Genomic DNA, 15,802 nt, shown 5'->3' with positions numbered 1-15,802 from the left:
ATGTTTTTCCCATCTGTATTAATTTGCTCCCACTGTTCGTCCATTTGGGCACAGACTGCATCGCTACAGACAGTATTGCTCATCGCCTCTAAGGAGCGCTAAAACAGGGCTGCCGAGTAATTTTAATGAAAAATTGAGGTGTGGGGGAAATTATTCTCTTTATTGTTTTGTGACTAGTATCTCATTGAGTATCCTAATAATAGATATTTGATTGCATATCTCTATGTATTCTAACTGTTTTTATTAATTTAAATCTGTATTTGTATTTTTTGGCAAAGAGAACAAAATTCTCTACACATCAAAAACAACAAGAAATAATGAAAAGTATTTCTCCCCACAAAACCATAAGATAAAAATAAATAACATCACTGAATAATGATTAAAAATGCCAAAAATTACTCATCAACAATTGCTTGGTTGGTTGAAAGCAGAAGTTAAAGTTTCATTAGGTTGCACGGAACCTATTGCTATTGCATACGCTGCTGCTGTGGCAGCAAAATATCTTAATGCACCAATAGTGAAGATTACGGGAAATATATCTGAGAACCTGTATAAGAATGCGATGGGGGTCACTATCCCAGGGACAAATTATTCTGGGGTTACGTTAGCTGCGGCGATAGGCGCTATTGCGGGTAATGCCGATGCTGAATTGGAAGTGTTAAAAGATATTACGGCTGAACAAATTAATGAAGCTTATCAGCTCAATGAATCAGGGCAAGTATGTTTAGCAGCAGTTGAGTCAGTCGATTTTATTTATCTTGATATTACACTGCATGGTCCTGGTGATCAGTGTCGGGTTATTATTCAAGGTAGTCATACAAATGTGACTGATGTTTATATTAATAATATTAAGCAAGTTGTAACTGAAAACTTAATTGCAGGTAATGAACCGGGGACCAAGTTACCCGAATTTTCTCTTAATGACGCATTTGAATTTATTACGCATGTCGCAGCAAAAGACATTATTTTTATGTTGAAAAGTGCCGAAATTAATTCAGCCCTCTCTAACGAGGGGCAGAGGAAAAGTTATGGCTTAAACGTCAGCGGCGCGCTGTCTCAGGCGAGAAAAAACGGCTTTATTAGCCAAGATTTACTGAGTCAAATGTTGATTAATACGACTGCGGCGTCAGATGCCCGTATGGGGGGCGCACCCTTACCGGCTATGTCCAATTATGGGTCGGGTAACCAGGGAATTACTGTGACAATGCCGGTAGTGACTCTTGCCCGACATCTGGCCGTTAATGATGAAACACTGGCTCGGGCATTAGCGTTAGCTCATTTGGCCGCTATTTCAATCCATATGCGTTATACCCGGTTATCGGCATTGTGTGCGGCTTCTACGGCGGCAATGGGGGCGGCGGCGGGAATGAGTTGGTTATTGACCAAGAACTATCAGACTATTTCTTATGCTATTAGTAACATGATAAGCGATATCAGTGGCATTATTTGCGATGGCGCATCAAACAGTTGTGCCATGAAAGTTTCTACCGCAACAGCCTGTGCATTTAAATCAGTTTTAATGGCACAACAGAATAGTGTTGCTGGAGAGCGTGATGGTATTGTGTCCTGCGACGTAGAGGGCTCTATCAATAATTTATGTAAATTAGTGTTATTGCCAATGAGGCAAACAGATAAAGAAATTATCAGTATAATGACGCGTAAATAAAATAAGCATTACTGTTTAACAGTGGGCCCGAGCATCATTATTTATAATGAACGGCTAGCTATCGTTAAAATTTAAGGGAACAAATAATGAAAAAGACAAAATCAATTGCGACTCTGGTGATCCACGCGGGAGATCAAGTTGACCGTGGTAATAATGCTATTTTTCCACCTATTACTACCGCCAGTTCTTTCATTCAGCCAAATTTAGGTGAAGAAGGGGAGTTTTGTTATTCCCGATGCAGTAACCCAACAAGGTATGCCTATGAAACCGCCTTGGCTGAATTAGAAGGTGGAGTCTATGCGACGGCAACAGCTTCTGGGATGGCCGCCACCGCGCTCATCTTGGAGCTACTCCCTAAAGACTCTCATGTGTTAGTGATGAAAGGGGTTTACGGTGGTACTTATCGGTTGTTTGAACGGTTACGAAAACAAACATCAGGGACCACTTTCAGCTATGTCGATCTGAATGACCTCGCGGCAGTAAATAATCATATTCAAGAAAATACCCGCCTAATCTGGATTGAAACTCCAACTAATCCGCTATTGGAATTAGTTGATATTGAAGCTGTATGTCAGGTTGCCAAAAGCAAAGGGATTATGACCTGCGTGGATAACACCTTTGCCAGCGCCTGGAACCAACGTCCTCTCACCTTGGGTGCTGATATCGTCATGCTATCTACCAGTAAATATATTGGCGGACATTCTGATTTGATTGGCGGTGCAGTTATTACTAATGTTCAGGATATTGCAGAGCAATTGGATTTTTGTAAAACCACTGTTGGTGCTGTCGCCTCTCCATTTGATGCCTATCTGGCACTGCGTGGCATGAAAACGCTTGATGTACGTATGGAGCGTCAATGCAGTAATGCGTTAAAAATCGCTCAATTCTTAGAACAACATCCTAAAGTACTCGATGTTCATTACCCGGGGCTGGAGTCTCATCCGCAACATCAGTTATGTAAAAAGCAGATGCGCTCAGGTGGTGCGGTAGTCAGTATCCGGCTGAAAGGCGATATAACAGAGGTAAAAACTTTTATTGCCAAGTTAAATTATTTTGTCCTGGCCGAATCACTGGGAGGGGTTGAAAGTATGGTTAACCATTCGGCCTCAATGTCTCATGGTTCTATGTCTAAAGAAGAGAAGGAGAATATTGGCATATACGATACAACACTACGCCTTTCAATAGGCATCGAAGATATTAATGATTTAATAGAAGACGCAGAGCAAGCCCTTTCCTTTATACAATAATTAAATAGGGTAGTCATATGCATGATTATGGCGTTTGGACAATTATTACTCCTTTAGTGACTATTTGTTTGGCAATATTTACCCGGCAGGTAATATTGTCATTGTTAATGGGGATAGTTGTTGGATTTACGGTGATCAATGATCACAATATTATTCATGGTATTAGTGGTACTTTAAATGGCATTATTGACACCTTCTCCTCTCCTGGGAATACACGCACCGTTATCTTTATGGTAATGATTGGCGGGATAATGCGTTTAATTGTTGTTACCGGAGGCGTAAGAAGTTTAGTTCGGGCCTTAACAGAAAAGACCCAATTTGTGACTAATAAAAAAGCTGTTCAGCTGTTAGCAATGGTAATTACTTCAATTATTTTCATTGAAAGTTCGATTAACCAACTTATTGCCGGGGCATCAACCAAAGATCTGGCCAAAAGATACGGTCTGTCACCGGAAAAAATGTCTTACATTGTGCAAACTTCATGTGTATCTGTCTGTTCCTCGGCCATGATTAATGGCTGGGGGGCGGCAATGATGGGGGTTATCGGTGTGCAGATAGCCAAAGGATACATCGATGGTCAGCCATTTGAAATTCTGGCCAGATCAATGGTGTGGAATTTGATGGCGTGGTTCTCGTTAGCTTCGGTGCTGTTCTATATTTTCTCAGGCGCATCTTGGGGGCCAATGAAGAAAGCTGAAGTGAATTTCGTCAGTAAGCAAGACTTACATGTTGAGAAAGAAGAAGATGAAGTTATTGATCATCCGGCATGTCATTCATTGCTTAACTTCCTAATCCCCATTCTATCGACCGTCATTGCTGTTCCGGTTGCATTGTATGTCACAGGAGACGGTGATTTTACTAAAGGTAGCGGTTCTATGTCGGTCTATAGTGCCGTGATGTTTGGCACCACCGTATCTTTTGTCTGGTTCTGTGGTCGGCGAATTCTGAATATAGAATCTTTCTTTAAAGAACTGTATGTCGGTTATGCCAGCATGGTAAAGATCAGCTCAATTATGGTATTGGCATTTTTGATGGGGAATGTCTCGGCTGATCTTAATACAGGGCAATATATTGCAACGATAACCTCCGGTGTAATTTCCCCGGGCTTCTCTATTGGCTTTATATTTATTATCAGTGCCATTATGTCGCTTGCTACGGGAACATCATGGGGGACGTTTGCCATCATGATTCCAATCGGGGTTCAACTGGGTGTCTCTGTCGGGATACCTGTAGAATATATGATTGGTGCAGCCATTGCGGGGTCTATTTTCGGGGACATGACATCGCCTATTTCGGGTGATGCTATCGTGGCATCTATGGCTACTGATTGTGACCATATTGAGCATATTCGAACACAGATGCCCTATGCTATTGCCACCGCGAGTATTGTCTTGGCCATTTATCTCTATCTCGGTTTTTCAGTATAACGTCATAGTATTGGGTATTTCTGTCAGATAAAAGTAGCTCACACCGACCTCCTCTAATGCCATTATAGATTTTATAATGGCATTATTTTTTGCCATATCCACCTGCTTGCTCACTGTACTTATGTCAGGTTAAGTAAAGTCCAACAATTATACTGATTGAGTAATTATAAACTTTTGCAAAATAACTGACCGCAAAGGTTGAAATATATCTTATATCAAATAAGTGTTGATTTTATGTTTCATAATGTTTGACTATTGTTCTATGAATTGAGCAAAAGGGAATCATTATGCTTTGGAAAAATACCAGGGAGAAGTTTGGCAGCATCACTATTAGTGTCCACTGGTTGGTAGCATTAACTGTATATGCACTGTTTGCTTTAGGGCTGTGGATGGTGACTCTTGGCTATTACGATGGTTGGTATCATCAGGCTCCTGAAATACATAAGAGTATCGGATGCATACTCTTTGCTGTGATGTTATTTCGGGTGGTATGGCGCTTTATTTCACCACCACCTAAACCATTATCAAGCTATAGTCGTTTTACCCGAGTAAGTGCACTATTGGCCCATCTGGTTTTATATATTGTTTTATTTTGCATTATGTTCAGCGGCTATTTGATCTCAACAGCTGATGGGCAACCAATCAATGTATTTGGCTGGTTTTCCGTACCGGCAACATTTACCGGTTTACCCGATCAGGCTGATACCGCTGGTACTGTGCATCTTTATTTGGCTTGGGCCGTTGTAGTTCTTTCGCTATTACATGGCTTGGCCGCGATTAAGCACCACTTTATTGATGGTGATATTACCCTTAAACGGATGCTGGGACGTAGCACCGATTAACCAACTGTATTATGGAGAATTAAGTATGTTTAATAAGACCCTATTGGGCCTGACTGTAGGCGCACTGATGTTTACCGCAGGCAGCGCCGTAGCCGCCGACTATAAAATCGATAAAGAAGGTCAGCATGCCTTTATCGAATTCCGGATTAAACACTTAGGCTATAGCTGGTTATACGGCAGTTTTAAAGATTTCGATGGTTCTTTCACTTTTGATGAGAAGAATCCGGCTGCCGATAAAGTTAACGTCGTGATCAACACCAACAGCGTAGACACTAACCATGCAGAGCGTGATAAGCATTTACGCAGCAAAGAGTTCTTGAATGTCGGTAAATTCCCGCAGGCGACATTTGAGTCTACTGAAGTGAAGAAGAATGGCGAAGGGTATACCGTAGTTGGCAACCTGACATTAAATGGCGTGACTAAACCGGTGACGCTAGAAAGCAAACTAACTGGCCAGGGCAATGATCCGTGGGGCGGTTATCGTGCTGGTTTTGAGGCCAATGGCAATATTAAGCTGAAAGATTTTAATATCACCACCGACTTAGGTCCAGCGTCACAGGACGTTGAATTGATTCTGTCGGTCGAAGGTGTGCGAGCTAAATAGCTTTTATTTACTAGCACGACTAACAGTTTGATGGAAAGGAGCCTTGGCTCCTTTTTTACTGGATATTTACCACAGGTTAGTGAGCTTTCATCGGGTTAAAAAAGGCCCATCAGCAACCGAGTCCCTAATGATCAGATCGGATTGAAATAGGTTCTCATTTGATAAATATCCGCCATCCAACATTGATATCAGGCGATTAATAACTTCATTTATCATCCCGCTGACGGGATCTTTTATACTGGATAGTGGCGGCAGCAGGAAAGGTGCGATAGGAATATTGTCAAAGCCAATAATAGAGATATTCTCCGGGACTTTCATACCAGCTTCATTTAACTTTTTCATTGCACCGATGGCCATGTCATCATTACTGGCGATTATCGCACTGAAAGGTAACTGACTGTTTAACAGATATTCGATTGCCGATGCGCCACTGGCCGGTGTCCATTTTCCCTGTGCAATCAGCTTATCTCTAACCGGTAGCGAAGATGCTTCTAATGCAGCTTTGTACCCTGCAAGGCGTTCTATTGCTGTCGGTGAGTCAAGTGAGCCAGTAATAAATGCAATATCTTGATGGCCCCGCTCAATAAGATATTTAGTTGCATTATAGCTAGACCCTTTATGATCGCAGAAAATACAATGGCTATGATTTTTTCTAAGCTTTCTGTTGACCACCATAATGGGCTGTTTATATCTATCAATAATAATATCCATGTCATCCACGGTTAAAAAACGGGGATAGATTATTATTGCATCGCAGCGTAAATCGAGCAGAAATTGAATGGCTTCTTGCTCCTCTTCGGCGCTGTGTTTCCCATCAACCAACACCAATTGACGGCCATTACTCTCTAATTTTTGCGCAGCCTGAGAAAGAATTTCATTAAAGTAACTACCGTTATATAGGGTGTTGGTGACGACCAGACCGATACATTCCGATTTGTTTGTCGCCAGATTTCTCGCTAGCAGATTAGGACGGTATCCCGTTTCTTCAATGGCTTTAAATACCTGTTCTTTAGTCGCTTCGCTGACGTAGCCTTTGCCTGACAACACGCGCGAAACAGTGGCTTTCGACACCCCAGCTTTCTTTGCCACTTCTTGCATTGTAGACATAGGCCTTTCCTGACTCATTGAAAATTATTGCTATTCTATACTCTTCGTCGTTGAAAATGCAGGGGGAGCGAGGTTGAAGTAGGGTGAATCTCACTGATGTTGTCCGGTGTCCAAGAGGATAGCAGGCAGACCGTTGCCATCTTGGTCACTTTACTATTTTGGTGGTGTCAGACCAACTTGTTGTTATTTAAAGTTAAACCTTTAATCGTGAGTAAAGCTCAAGCAGATTCTTGGATTGATACTTGCTGTATATGTTTGTTCGATGGGAGCTGACGGTTTTGTTACTGATGCCGAGCAATATACTAATATCTTTATTTGATAGCCCAGACAGCAGATGGCGACACACTTCACTTTCTCGTTGGGTCAGCCCTATTCTTTCTCTTCTATCAGAAGAGCTTGAGCTTGCCTGCATCAGCACTTTTGCTTTAGGAGGATTATTAGAGCGAAAAATCAAGTGATAAAACATGGCCTCAATTTGACTTTGTAGCGCAGTTTTACTGAGTAGAAATGATGATATTTGCATTAACATTGTATAACTTCCGGACTTTTCATGCTCAGAAGTAAATAGAAAAAGGCGATCTTGTTTTACTTTACCTTTAGCAATTTTAAAGAGTCGGAACTGTTCAAATTTCGACACGTCATCAATATCAAATATAATTGTTGGATTATCTAAAGTTAGAATGCTGTTTTCTAATTCAGATAAGGAGTAACAGACGCTAATAGCGACATTGCCTCGTTTAGGCCGCATAATGGTAATATTTTCTATTGTTCGCTTTAAAAAAAAGCGAACTAAGTCATAATTGCTGAAAATAATAACGTTATTCATAACGGTCTCTTTCATTAACACCTTATATTAACCCTGAAATAATCACGTTTTTATGCGGCGACTAGCAGGAATGAAGCTAATGCAAAGGGAAAATAAATTCATATTAAAAGGGTTAATTGTATGTGAAAAGTAAAGGAATAACAGTTTGTATGTTAACTTTAACCTTAATAAATACTGTTTACTGGGAATACATTTTTGCGACCCATTTCGCTATTCCTTCACTCTGATCGCACTATAAAAAAAACTATTGCGGTTGAAAAGTCACTTTTATTTTCATATGATGCTTAAATATCATACCCCTAACAAAAAGCCATATAAAACATAAGGATAAAAATCATCAAGATAAGTTTATGTGATAATTAACTCTACAAGGTGTTTTCTCTGCTGCATTAAGTGGCTTTCCAGTAGTCGACGTTCCCCCGTCAGTTGCTTAGATTACCTGTCGATTGACTAACTCTAAATAGGCAAAACGAATATCGTCCATTAACTTTTTTGCCATGGGTGTTAATGACTGTTGCCTTCGGTAGATTAAGCTGTAATGGCCATCCGGTAATTTTTCTTTTATTGGAATAATGGATACGACCTGCTGTAAGTAGGGTACAGTCACCATCATTTTTGGCCCAACAAATAGATAATCTTCTTTTAAAATAAGATGCTCTGCGATAGTTGCTGAATTGCCAAAAATAACTGAAGACTCAGGCTCTCTACCATAAGGAAATATTAACGATTCTATATCATTATAGAATCCAGCTCTGGCTGTTGGTAAATACCATTTAGCTCCCCGTAGCTCACTTAATGAAGTACTGTTTGCTAGTGGATGCCCTTTTCTGGCAATGACCGCAAATTGAGTCACATCTAAATGTTCATTAACGAACTCGCGCAGTGATATATCAGGAGAAATTATACCAATAAAAAAATCCAACCGACCAAGGCGTAGCGAGGCCAGTAATTCAGAAAGTTGGCCTTCAGCAACAGTAATTCGCGCAGTAGAGTAAGACTCTTGAAAATTTTTTATGACCCCTGGCACAAAAGTTAATGCAGGTAAATGAGAGCAACCAAATGTGACTAAACCTTCAGAAGAGCGTTCAATTTGTTCTAATTCATCTAATGCCCGCTCTAATTCGTTTAGTACCAGATTCATCCTGGGTTCAAATACTCTTCCCATCTCTGTTAATTCAGCACCGTGAACCCCCCGGACTAATAGTGAAACGCCGAGTATTTTTTCCAATTCTTGAATACTTCTTGTCATCGCTGGCTGTGTCTGGTGTAACGCCAGAGCAGCCGTTCGGATACTGCCATACTGAATAATTGCCCTCAGGTTTTTCAGTTGGTTTATTTTAGGTAATTCTCTCATGGTATTCTCACTGAATTGATGAAAAATCTTGTCCATTGCTGAACGATATGTCGACTACATGAGGACTTGCTGCATCATTTTATTTAACGCGTAAAGCATTGCCATTTCTAAACGCCGGCTGTATCACATCATATTCTCCACTGTGTGTTGCTTCCTGTGAGGAGTTAGCTGGCAACAACCTAATTCAGTCAGAAAGAGAATGCTCTGATACCATCCATTGTGGTACCAAAGTTTTTGGTGTTATGGACCCAGTTAGTCTCCATAAATGGTTGGATATCTCTATCTTGATCGGCATCGCCGCTCATAAAGGTTTTCACACCCAGACGGGTCTGGATATTGCCATTACCTTTGCTAGACACGTGAGTTCCATTAGCTTCTATGTGGTCGTCTGCTTTGATGTCCATCCAGGTAACCTGCCCTTTAGGCTGGATAAAGTACGTCGCATTTTTCGCTGTATTCTCTCCTATCTTAAAGGTATAGCCGCTTTCTACTGATGCTGTTATCCCTTTTGATTTATATTCTTCAATTGCTAAATTCTGTCCATCTACCATATCGTTGTTGATCGACGGAGGTGAGCTACCCACTTCGTTACGGGTTGCTCCTCCATCAATGATAATAGGAGCCGCTTGTGCGACAGCGAGACTCAATAGAAAAATAAGCCCCGAAATTCCATAGTGCAAAGCGGGTTGATAACTTAACACCGCTAATGTTTTAAATTTTCTCATAGTGATTTTTATTTCCTAAGTCAGGAAAGTTTATGAGTTGCTTATTCTCTAAGAAGGTAAGTGATACTGTAAAATATTTAATGATAAAGAATTACAAAAACACCAGTATTTTAATTGTATTGTTTTTCTTGATGTAATATTTATTTTTCTTGAAATTTATTGCATTTTATATTGTCAATATAATGTTATTTCTGATGCTAAAAATATAATCGCCATACTGATTAATTAACTTCAGTAAATTAGATTGTAGTGAGTGGTGTTAAAAGAGAAATTTAAAGGAGTAAATGTTCTGTGCAGGATTTTAATTAAGTTCATGGATTGTATTTTTAGCAACGGAATGTGAATGTGAATGTGAGACAGTAACCGCTGGTCATTGGGTGTCTTGAATAATTTCTTCCATAAATGGTTATACATTAGTGATTATCCCTAATATGCGTCAGGTTGACCCTAGTGAATATATAATGGAATGATTCTTCCCGGTTTTATTTAGGAAATGCCTTTTTCTGTGTAGGAAATCTCCCAAAGCTCCATGATTGGCTTGATATGTCACTTTGTGACTGTCACATAAGATCAATTTCTTCATCAATGGCGATCATTGTCACATAATCAAAATTGAATAAACTCATCTATTGAATTTCATGCCGTTTTTTAAGATTCTCATGTGGAACCGGTTACCTACGCAGTTGAAAATGACAAGATAGAATGGTTTTTCGTAGGCAATCAAATTATAACAATATGAATTTAATGGCTAATTGTGAATTTATGCTGGTGAGGGCAGTTTCCTTAAGCCGCAAAGAGTTCGCATAGCTCGGCGTGCGATTACGGGGAGTTGCTACTCATGTCAAAAAATTTTGCCGCAGTATCTCGACAAATAGTCGATGCCATTGGTGGGGCGGGTAATGTGGTGGCAGTAACCCATTGCATGACGCGTTTACGTTTTGTGCTCCAGGACGACAGTGCGGTTGAACTGGCTAAATTGAAATCCATCACCGGTGTGTTGGGTGTCGTGCGCAGTGAAAATCAGTGTCAGGTTATCATTGGCAATAATGTTTCCTCTGCCTATGCCGAAGTGATCAAATTGCTTCCTGAGGGGGTATTACCTGCCGATACATTGCCGCAGAAAAACAAAATCACCTTAAAACGCATTGGCGCAGGGATACTGGATGCGCTGATTGGCACGATGTCACCTTTGATTCCAGCCATTATCGGTGGTTCGATGGTGAAATTGTTGGCGATGATACTGGATATGACCGGTATCTTTGAGAAAGGCTCATCAACTCTTATTATCCTTAATGTTATTGGTGACGGTGCTTTCTTCTTCCTGCCGGTGATGGTGGCCGCTTCTGCAGCTATAAAATTCAAAACCAATATGTCGCTGGCCATTGCTATTGCCGGGGTGTTGGTTCATCCAGCTTTTATTGACTTGATGGCTAAGGCCGCGCAAGGCCAACAGGTTGATTTTATGGGTGTATCTGTGACTGCGGTGAAATACACGTATACCGTAATTCCGGCACTGTGCATGACCTGGCTGCTCTCTTATATTGAACGATGGGTTGACCGTATTACGCCGGCGGTCACTAAAAACTTCCTTAAGCCTATGTTGATTGTGCTGATTTCAGCGCCTATTGCGATTATGTTCATTGGCCCTCTGGGGATCTGGATCGGTAGCGGAATATCCTCTCTGGTCTATACCGTTCATGATTATCTGGGCTGGCTCTCTGTGGCGATTATGGGCGCACTTTGGCCGCTACTGGTCATGACCGGCATGCACCGCGTATTTACACCCACTATCATTCAAACCATTGCAGAGACTGGGAAAGAGGGCATGGTTATGCCGTCAGAAATTGGTGCCAACCTTTCTCTTGGCGGTTCCTCACTGGCGGTCGCCTGGCGCACCAAAAATCCTGAATTACGCCAAACAGCATTGGCCGCTGCGGCCTCCGCCATTGTTGCCGGTATTTCTGAGCCAGCACTTTACGGTGTTGCCTTGCGTCTCAAGCGCCCATTGATTGCCAGCCTTATCAGTGGATTTATTTGTGGTGCAGTGGCGGGAATTGGCGGGCTAGCCAGCCACTCAATGGCTTCTCCCGGGCTATTTACCAGTGTTCAGTTCTTCGACCCAGCAAATCCAATGAGTATTGTTTGGGTATTTGGCGTCATGGTTTTGGCGATAGTTATCTCCTTCGTCACAACATTACTGTTGGGATTTGAAGATATTCCTGTTGAAGATAATGAAAGTGCCAGTAACCATTCGACTGACTCGGTTACTCCGCACAGCGCAGTAAAAATTAACTAGATAAAGAGGTATTTAATGCCAGCAACAACATTTCCCGATGGCTTTTTATGGGGCGGCGCATTAGCCGCAAACCAGGCCGAAGGTGCGTGCTTTGAAGGTGGGAAAGGGCTGACAACGGTGGATATGATTCCTCATGGACCCCATCGTTTGGCAGTGAAGTTAGGGCAGGAGAAGCGCTTTGCCCTAAGAGATGATGAGTTTTACCCCAGCCATCAGGCAATCGATTTTTATCATCGCTATAAAGATGACATCGCGCTAATGGCTGAAATGGGTTTCACGGTATTTCGCACATCAATTGCCTGGAGTCGGATATACCCCAAGGGTGATGAAGTAACCCCTAACGCCGAGGGGATTGCCTTTTACCGCGACCTCTTCAACGAATGTAAAAAGCACAACATTGAGCCGCTGGTGACGCTATGCCATTTTGATGTTCCCATGTATCTGGTTGCTGAATATGGCTCGTGGCGCAACCGCAAAATGGTGGAGTTCTTTACTCGCTATGCCCGGACATGCTTTGAGGAATTTGATGGGTTGGTGAAATACTGGCTCACATTTAACGAGATTAATATCCTGCTACACAGTCCGTTTTCTGGTGCGGGTTTGGTATTTGAACCACATGAGAATCAGGAGCAGGTAAAATATCAGGCGGCGCATCACGAGCTGCTCGCCAGCGCACTGGCAACAAAAATTGCGCATGAGGTGAATCCGCAGAATCAGGTGGGTTGCATGCTGGCGGGAGGGAATTTCTACCCTCGAACCTGCAAACCTGAAGATGTCTGGGCGGCGTTGGAAAAAGACCGCGAAAATCTGTTTTTCATTGATGTGCAGGCGCGCGGGGCTTATCCGGCCTACACCAGACGGCTGTTCAGAGAGAAAGGCATTTCAATTACGACTGAAACGGGAGATGACGATATTCTCAAACATACCGTGGATTTTGTTTCCTTTAGTTATTATGCCTCTCGTTGTGCCTCGGCGGATATGAATGAACAGAATAGCAGCGCGGCCAATATCGTAAAATCGCTGAAAAACCCGCATATTCAGGCCAGTGAATGGGGCTGGGGGATTGATCCTTTAGGTCTACGTATCACCATGAATATGATGTATGACCGTTATCAAAAACCGCTATTTTTGGTTGAAAATGGATTGGGCGCGAAGGATGAAATTAATGCCCAAGGGGAGATTGAGGACGACTATCGCATCGGCTATCTGCGTGAACATATTAAAGCAATGGCAGAGGCCATTGATGATGGTATTCCAGTTATGGGCTATACCTCATGGGGATGTATTGATTTAGTCTCCGCCTCGACTGGCGAAATGAGTAAACGCTATGGTTTTATTTATGTAGATCGCGATGATCAAGGGAAGGGGTCTTTAGCGCGTAAGAAGAAGAAATCTTTCTATTGGTATAAAAAAGTGATTGCCAGCAATGGCGCTGATTTAAGTTAAATAATTCGCTGGGAATAGCGGTTATTGCTGATATTCCCAGCGAGTAATGTAATACGGATATGGGTTATTTTAATTTTATAGTTATCAGTTATTACTCGGCATTGTCGCTACGATCGCGGGGCGAACCCTTCTTTAAATTGGTCATGAAATCCATAAATGCCGTACGCAAAGGGGCAAACACTGGGTGCTTACGATTCTCCATCATCGTTTCTGAAAACAGTTTTAAGCCCAATGCGAATGCCGCCGTTTTCTCTTTACCGAAGCCCAAATCTTCACGTGCCTGCAACCGTTCGATGATGCCGAGAATATCGTCATGATTCTCGGCTTCGAAAGTTACCGGTGCTTTATCAATGGCTTCACCCTTGCGATCGGTCAGCGGTTCAATGGTGATACGATAACGGTAACCGGGCATTATTTTTTCTCCTGCTCATTTGCATCAGGAGTTGCCGATGGCGGTGTTAACTCTTTCTCGATGGCCTCTACCGCTGTTAGTAAGGCGGCATTAATGCGTACTACCTGCTCAGGAGTGACATCTGAACGCACCATATTACTGCGCAAAATATGACGTAAGCGGTGCATTGCGTCAGAAATGCCTTCAGCCAAATTCCCCTCAGGACGGCGATTTACCTGTGCCAATCGGGAGAAAATAATATCGACCATTTGCTGATTTTGTTGTAATTCAGCTTTACCGGTTTCAGTTATCTGGTAGCTTTTGCGGCCATTACCGGTTGCCACTGGCGTAACAAAATCTTGCTCTTCCAACAGTGTGAGCGTTGGGTAGATAACCCCTGGGCTGGGTACATACAGGCCTGAAGATGCTTCTTCAATAGCCTTAATTAACTCATAGCCATGGCTGGGTTTTTTATCCAGCAGCGCCAGCAGAACGACGCGTAAATCACCATGTTCAAACAAGCGATGCATTTTATCACCGCGCCCACGTCTACCGCCTCTTGGTGCATCGGCACCTTCAGTTGCCATATGGTGGCGACCGCCACGATGCATTCTCTCACCACAACCGCGCTGCCCTTCATGGTGCCCATTACCACAGCGGTGACCACGTTTTGAAAAATCAAACATAGAACTCTCCTTTAGATATATCGAAACAATTTCGATATATCTAATCTAAATCGATATATCGAAGTTTGCAAGAGGGTGGTGCAAAAAAAAGATATATCTAAATGAACACAGCGACAGAATCTGTTGATGAGAGGCAGACGGTGAAAAAGGAGAGATAAAGGGAAGAGATAAAAAGAGGGAGTGATGAGTACCCTCCCTAAGCTTATACCGTGGACTATGCGAACAAGCCTATAGTGTTAGTGTCTTTGCTGGGAGGGGGAATTACTGCTTAAGCCGTTAGCTTTTCTTAACAAATTCAGATTTCAGCTTCATCGGACCAAATCCGTCGATTTTACAATCAATATTGTGGTCACCTTCAACCAAGCGGATGCTTTTTACTTTAGTACCGATTTTCAGTGTTGAAGAGCTGCCTTTTACTTTCAGATCCTTAACGACTGTCACGGCGTCGCCATCCGCGAGCAGATTGCCATTGGCATCACGTACCACTAATCCCTCTTCGGCAGTTGCTGAATCACTGTTTTCCAACCACTCATGACCACATTCTGGGCAATTGAGTTTTTCCCCTTCCTGCCATGTGTATTCAGAACTACATTTTGGACAGTTTGGTAAATTCATTATGTTAACCTCTTGAAATTAATCTAAATAAATTAAAAAAATGACAAATAGAAGACTGCTATACTGATAACCACATATTTTACACTTTTTATTGTATTAAATGATAGTCAGGTGCAGTATTCAGGCCACTAAAGACAGGTTTTTTAGCTCGAAACTATCATTCTTATCTGCGATAAAATATGCTTTCCCGCACTTTGATGGATGCAAGAGAGATTAACTTAGCTAAGTAGTTTATTGGGGTTTTTTCTCAAATTAATGTGATCAACTCATAGATTCAACCAGTGCTTTAATTTTGGTCGCCTTCTCAAAAATAAACCTCAAAGATTTATATAAATCTTTGAGTAATTTTGGCTTCAATATGCAGTTTTGTAGAGTAAATATAGATGAAGCTATTTATAAGGAGAAAATATATAAGGCAACACAAATTTAGAGAGTTTTACTAAAATTGCACCTAAATTATTTAATTAATAGTAGGGAATAAATTTATTTTTTTTGTAATCTTACTTTTTATTGGTTATTTATATGACTGATTAATTATTTTAATGGTAAATTAATTGATATGCATTCTTA

General features: G+C 41.7%; 13 protein-coding genes and 1 pseudogene. 7 read left to right on the top strand and 7 right to left on the bottom strand.

What is annotated here, in order from left to right:
* Positions 1 to 385: 385 nt before the first annotated feature.
* The 5 genes from FTA96_RS00765 to FTA96_RS00745 all read left to right on the top strand — a co-directional run bounded on the left by FTA96_RS00765 (position 386) and on the right by FTA96_RS00745 (position 5,786).
* On the top strand, positions 386 to 1,666 hold the full coding sequence (locus tag FTA96_RS00765; RefSeq protein ID WP_145572987.1) for an L-cysteine desulfidase family protein: 1,281 nt from the start codon (positions 386 to 388) through the stop codon (positions 1,664 to 1,666).
* Positions 1,667 to 1,752: 86 nt separating this feature from the next.
* Positions 1,753 to 2,913: a trans-sulfuration enzyme family protein gene (locus FTA96_RS00760; RefSeq protein WP_145505244.1), complete on the top strand. Its 1,161-nt coding sequence runs from the start codon at positions 1,753 to 1,755 to the stop codon at positions 2,911 to 2,913.
* Positions 2,914 to 2,930: 17 nt separating this feature from the next.
* Complete coding sequence (locus FTA96_RS00755; RefSeq protein ID WP_050109454.1) at positions 2,931 to 4,340, top strand: Na+/H+ antiporter NhaC family protein; 1,410 nt, start codon at positions 2,931 to 2,933, stop codon at positions 4,338 to 4,340.
* Positions 4,341 to 4,627: 287 nt separating this feature from the next.
* On the top strand, positions 4,628 to 5,182 hold the full coding sequence (locus tag FTA96_RS00750; protein WP_050319410.1) for a cytochrome b: 555 nt from the start codon (positions 4,628 to 4,630) through the stop codon (positions 5,180 to 5,182).
* 25 nt (positions 5,183 to 5,207) lie between these two features.
* Entirely contained in the window at positions 5,208 to 5,786 is a 579-nt protein-coding gene (locus FTA96_RS00745) for a YceI family protein (RefSeq protein ID WP_050120772.1), read from the top strand.
* Positions 5,787 to 5,873: 87 nt separating this feature from the next.
* Here the strand turns inward: FTA96_RS00745 and FTA96_RS00740 are convergent, their stop codons facing one another.
* The 4 genes and pseudogenes from FTA96_RS00740 to FTA96_RS00725 form a co-directional block, all read right to left on the bottom strand.
* Positions 5,874 to 6,893: a LacI family DNA-binding transcriptional regulator gene (locus tag FTA96_RS00740; protein WP_050109457.1), complete on the bottom strand. Its 1,020-nt coding sequence runs from the start codon at positions 6,891 to 6,893 to the stop codon at positions 5,874 to 5,876.
* A 193-nt stretch (positions 6,894 to 7,086) separates the two neighbouring features.
* A complete protein-coding gene (locus FTA96_RS00735) occupies positions 7,087 to 7,719 on the bottom strand; it encodes a helix-turn-helix transcriptional regulator (protein WP_172665461.1) in 633 nt (210 codons plus the stop codon).
* A 430-nt stretch (positions 7,720 to 8,149) separates the two neighbouring features.
* Positions 8,150 to 9,073, bottom strand: coding sequence for a LysR substrate-binding domain-containing protein (locus FTA96_RS00730; RefSeq protein ID WP_050109493.1), 924 nt, complete (start codon positions 9,071 to 9,073; stop codon positions 8,150 to 8,152).
* Between the two features lie 206 nt (positions 9,074 to 9,279).
* Positions 9,280 to 9,630, bottom strand: a pseudogene (locus tag FTA96_RS00725) (autotransporter outer membrane beta-barrel domain-containing protein); the annotation flags it as partial.
* Positions 9,631 to 10,636: 1,006 nt separating this feature from the next.
* On the opposite strand from FTA96_RS00725, the gene ascF reads away from it, so the two are divergent.
* Together ascF and FTA96_RS00715 are read left to right on the top strand one after the other, a co-directional pair.
* Entirely contained in the window at positions 10,637 to 12,094 is a 1,458-nt protein-coding gene (gene ascF / locus FTA96_RS00720) for a PTS cellobiose/arbutin/salicin transporter subunit IIBC (RefSeq protein WP_186372835.1), read from the top strand.
* 15 nt (positions 12,095 to 12,109) lie between these two features.
* The gene (locus tag FTA96_RS00715; RefSeq protein WP_145572980.1) at positions 12,110 to 13,540 is read left to right on the top strand and encodes a 6-phospho-beta-glucosidase; all 1,431 of its coding nucleotides are present in this window, start codon (positions 12,110 to 12,112) and stop codon (positions 13,538 to 13,540) included.
* A gap of 91 nt (positions 13,541 to 13,631) precedes the next feature.
* Here FTA96_RS00715 and FTA96_RS00710 read toward each other — a convergent pair whose 3' ends face one another.
* From FTA96_RS00710 to FTA96_RS00700, 3 genes are all read right to left on the bottom strand, one after another.
* Positions 13,632 to 13,952, bottom strand: a complete 321-nt coding sequence (locus FTA96_RS00710; protein ID WP_050109462.1) for a DUF3861 domain-containing protein — start codon at positions 13,950 to 13,952, stop codon at positions 13,632 to 13,634.
* Entirely contained in the window at positions 13,952 to 14,617 is a 666-nt protein-coding gene (locus FTA96_RS00705; protein WP_145572978.1) for a PadR family transcriptional regulator, read from the bottom strand. Before FTA96_RS00705 ends, FTA96_RS00710 begins: the two co-directional genes overlap by 1 nt.
* 276 nt (positions 14,618 to 14,893) lie before the next feature.
* Entirely contained in the window at positions 14,894 to 15,235 is a 342-nt protein-coding gene (locus FTA96_RS00700) for a zinc ribbon domain-containing protein YjdM (RefSeq protein WP_172665467.1), read from the bottom strand.
* Positions 15,236 to 15,802 lie beyond the last annotated feature (567 nt).

The organism is Yersinia alsatica (assembly GCF_902170305.1).
GTDB lineage: Bacteria > Pseudomonadota > Gammaproteobacteria > Enterobacterales > Enterobacteriaceae > Yersinia > Yersinia alsatica.
This window is presented reverse-complemented; position numbering and strand designations above follow the sequence as displayed.

Bases quoted from the DNA above. Each gene is read 5' to 3' on its own strand.
- FTA96_RS00765 (WP_145572987.1), top strand. From the start codon at position 386: ATGCCAAAAATTACTCATCAACAATTGCTTGGTTGGTTGAAAGCAGAA.
- FTA96_RS00760 (WP_145505244.1), top strand. From the start codon at position 1,753: ATGAAAAAGACAAAATCAATTGCGACTCTGGTGATCCACGCGGGAGAT.
- FTA96_RS00755 (WP_050109454.1), top strand. From the start codon at position 2,931: ATGCATGATTATGGCGTTTGGACAATTATTACTCCTTTAGTGACTATT.
- FTA96_RS00750 (WP_050319410.1), top strand. From the start codon at position 4,628: ATGCTTTGGAAAAATACCAGGGAGAAGTTTGGCAGCATCACTATTAGT.
- FTA96_RS00745 (WP_050120772.1), top strand. From the start codon at position 5,208: ATGTTTAATAAGACCCTATTGGGCCTGACTGTAGGCGCACTGATGTTT.
- FTA96_RS00740 (WP_050109457.1), bottom strand. From the start codon at position 6,893: ATGTCTACAATGCAAGAAGTGGCAAAGAAAGCTGGGGTGTCGAAAGCC.
- FTA96_RS00735 (WP_172665461.1), bottom strand. From the start codon at position 7,719: ATGAATAACGTTATTATTTTCAGCAATTATGACTTAGTTCGCTTTTTT.
- FTA96_RS00730 (WP_050109493.1), bottom strand. From the start codon at position 9,073: ATGAGAGAATTACCTAAAATAAACCAACTGAAAAACCTGAGGGCAATT.
- ascF (WP_186372835.1), top strand. From the start codon at position 10,637: ATGTCAAAAAATTTTGCCGCAGTATCTCGACAAATAGTCGATGCCATT.
- FTA96_RS00715 (WP_145572980.1), top strand. From the start codon at position 12,110: ATGCCAGCAACAACATTTCCCGATGGCTTTTTATGGGGCGGCGCATTA.
- FTA96_RS00710 (WP_050109462.1), bottom strand. From the start codon at position 13,952: ATGCCCGGTTACCGTTATCGTATCACCATTGAACCGCTGACCGATCGC.
- FTA96_RS00705 (WP_145572978.1), bottom strand. From the start codon at position 14,617: ATGTTTGATTTTTCAAAACGTGGTCACCGCTGTGGTAATGGGCACCAT.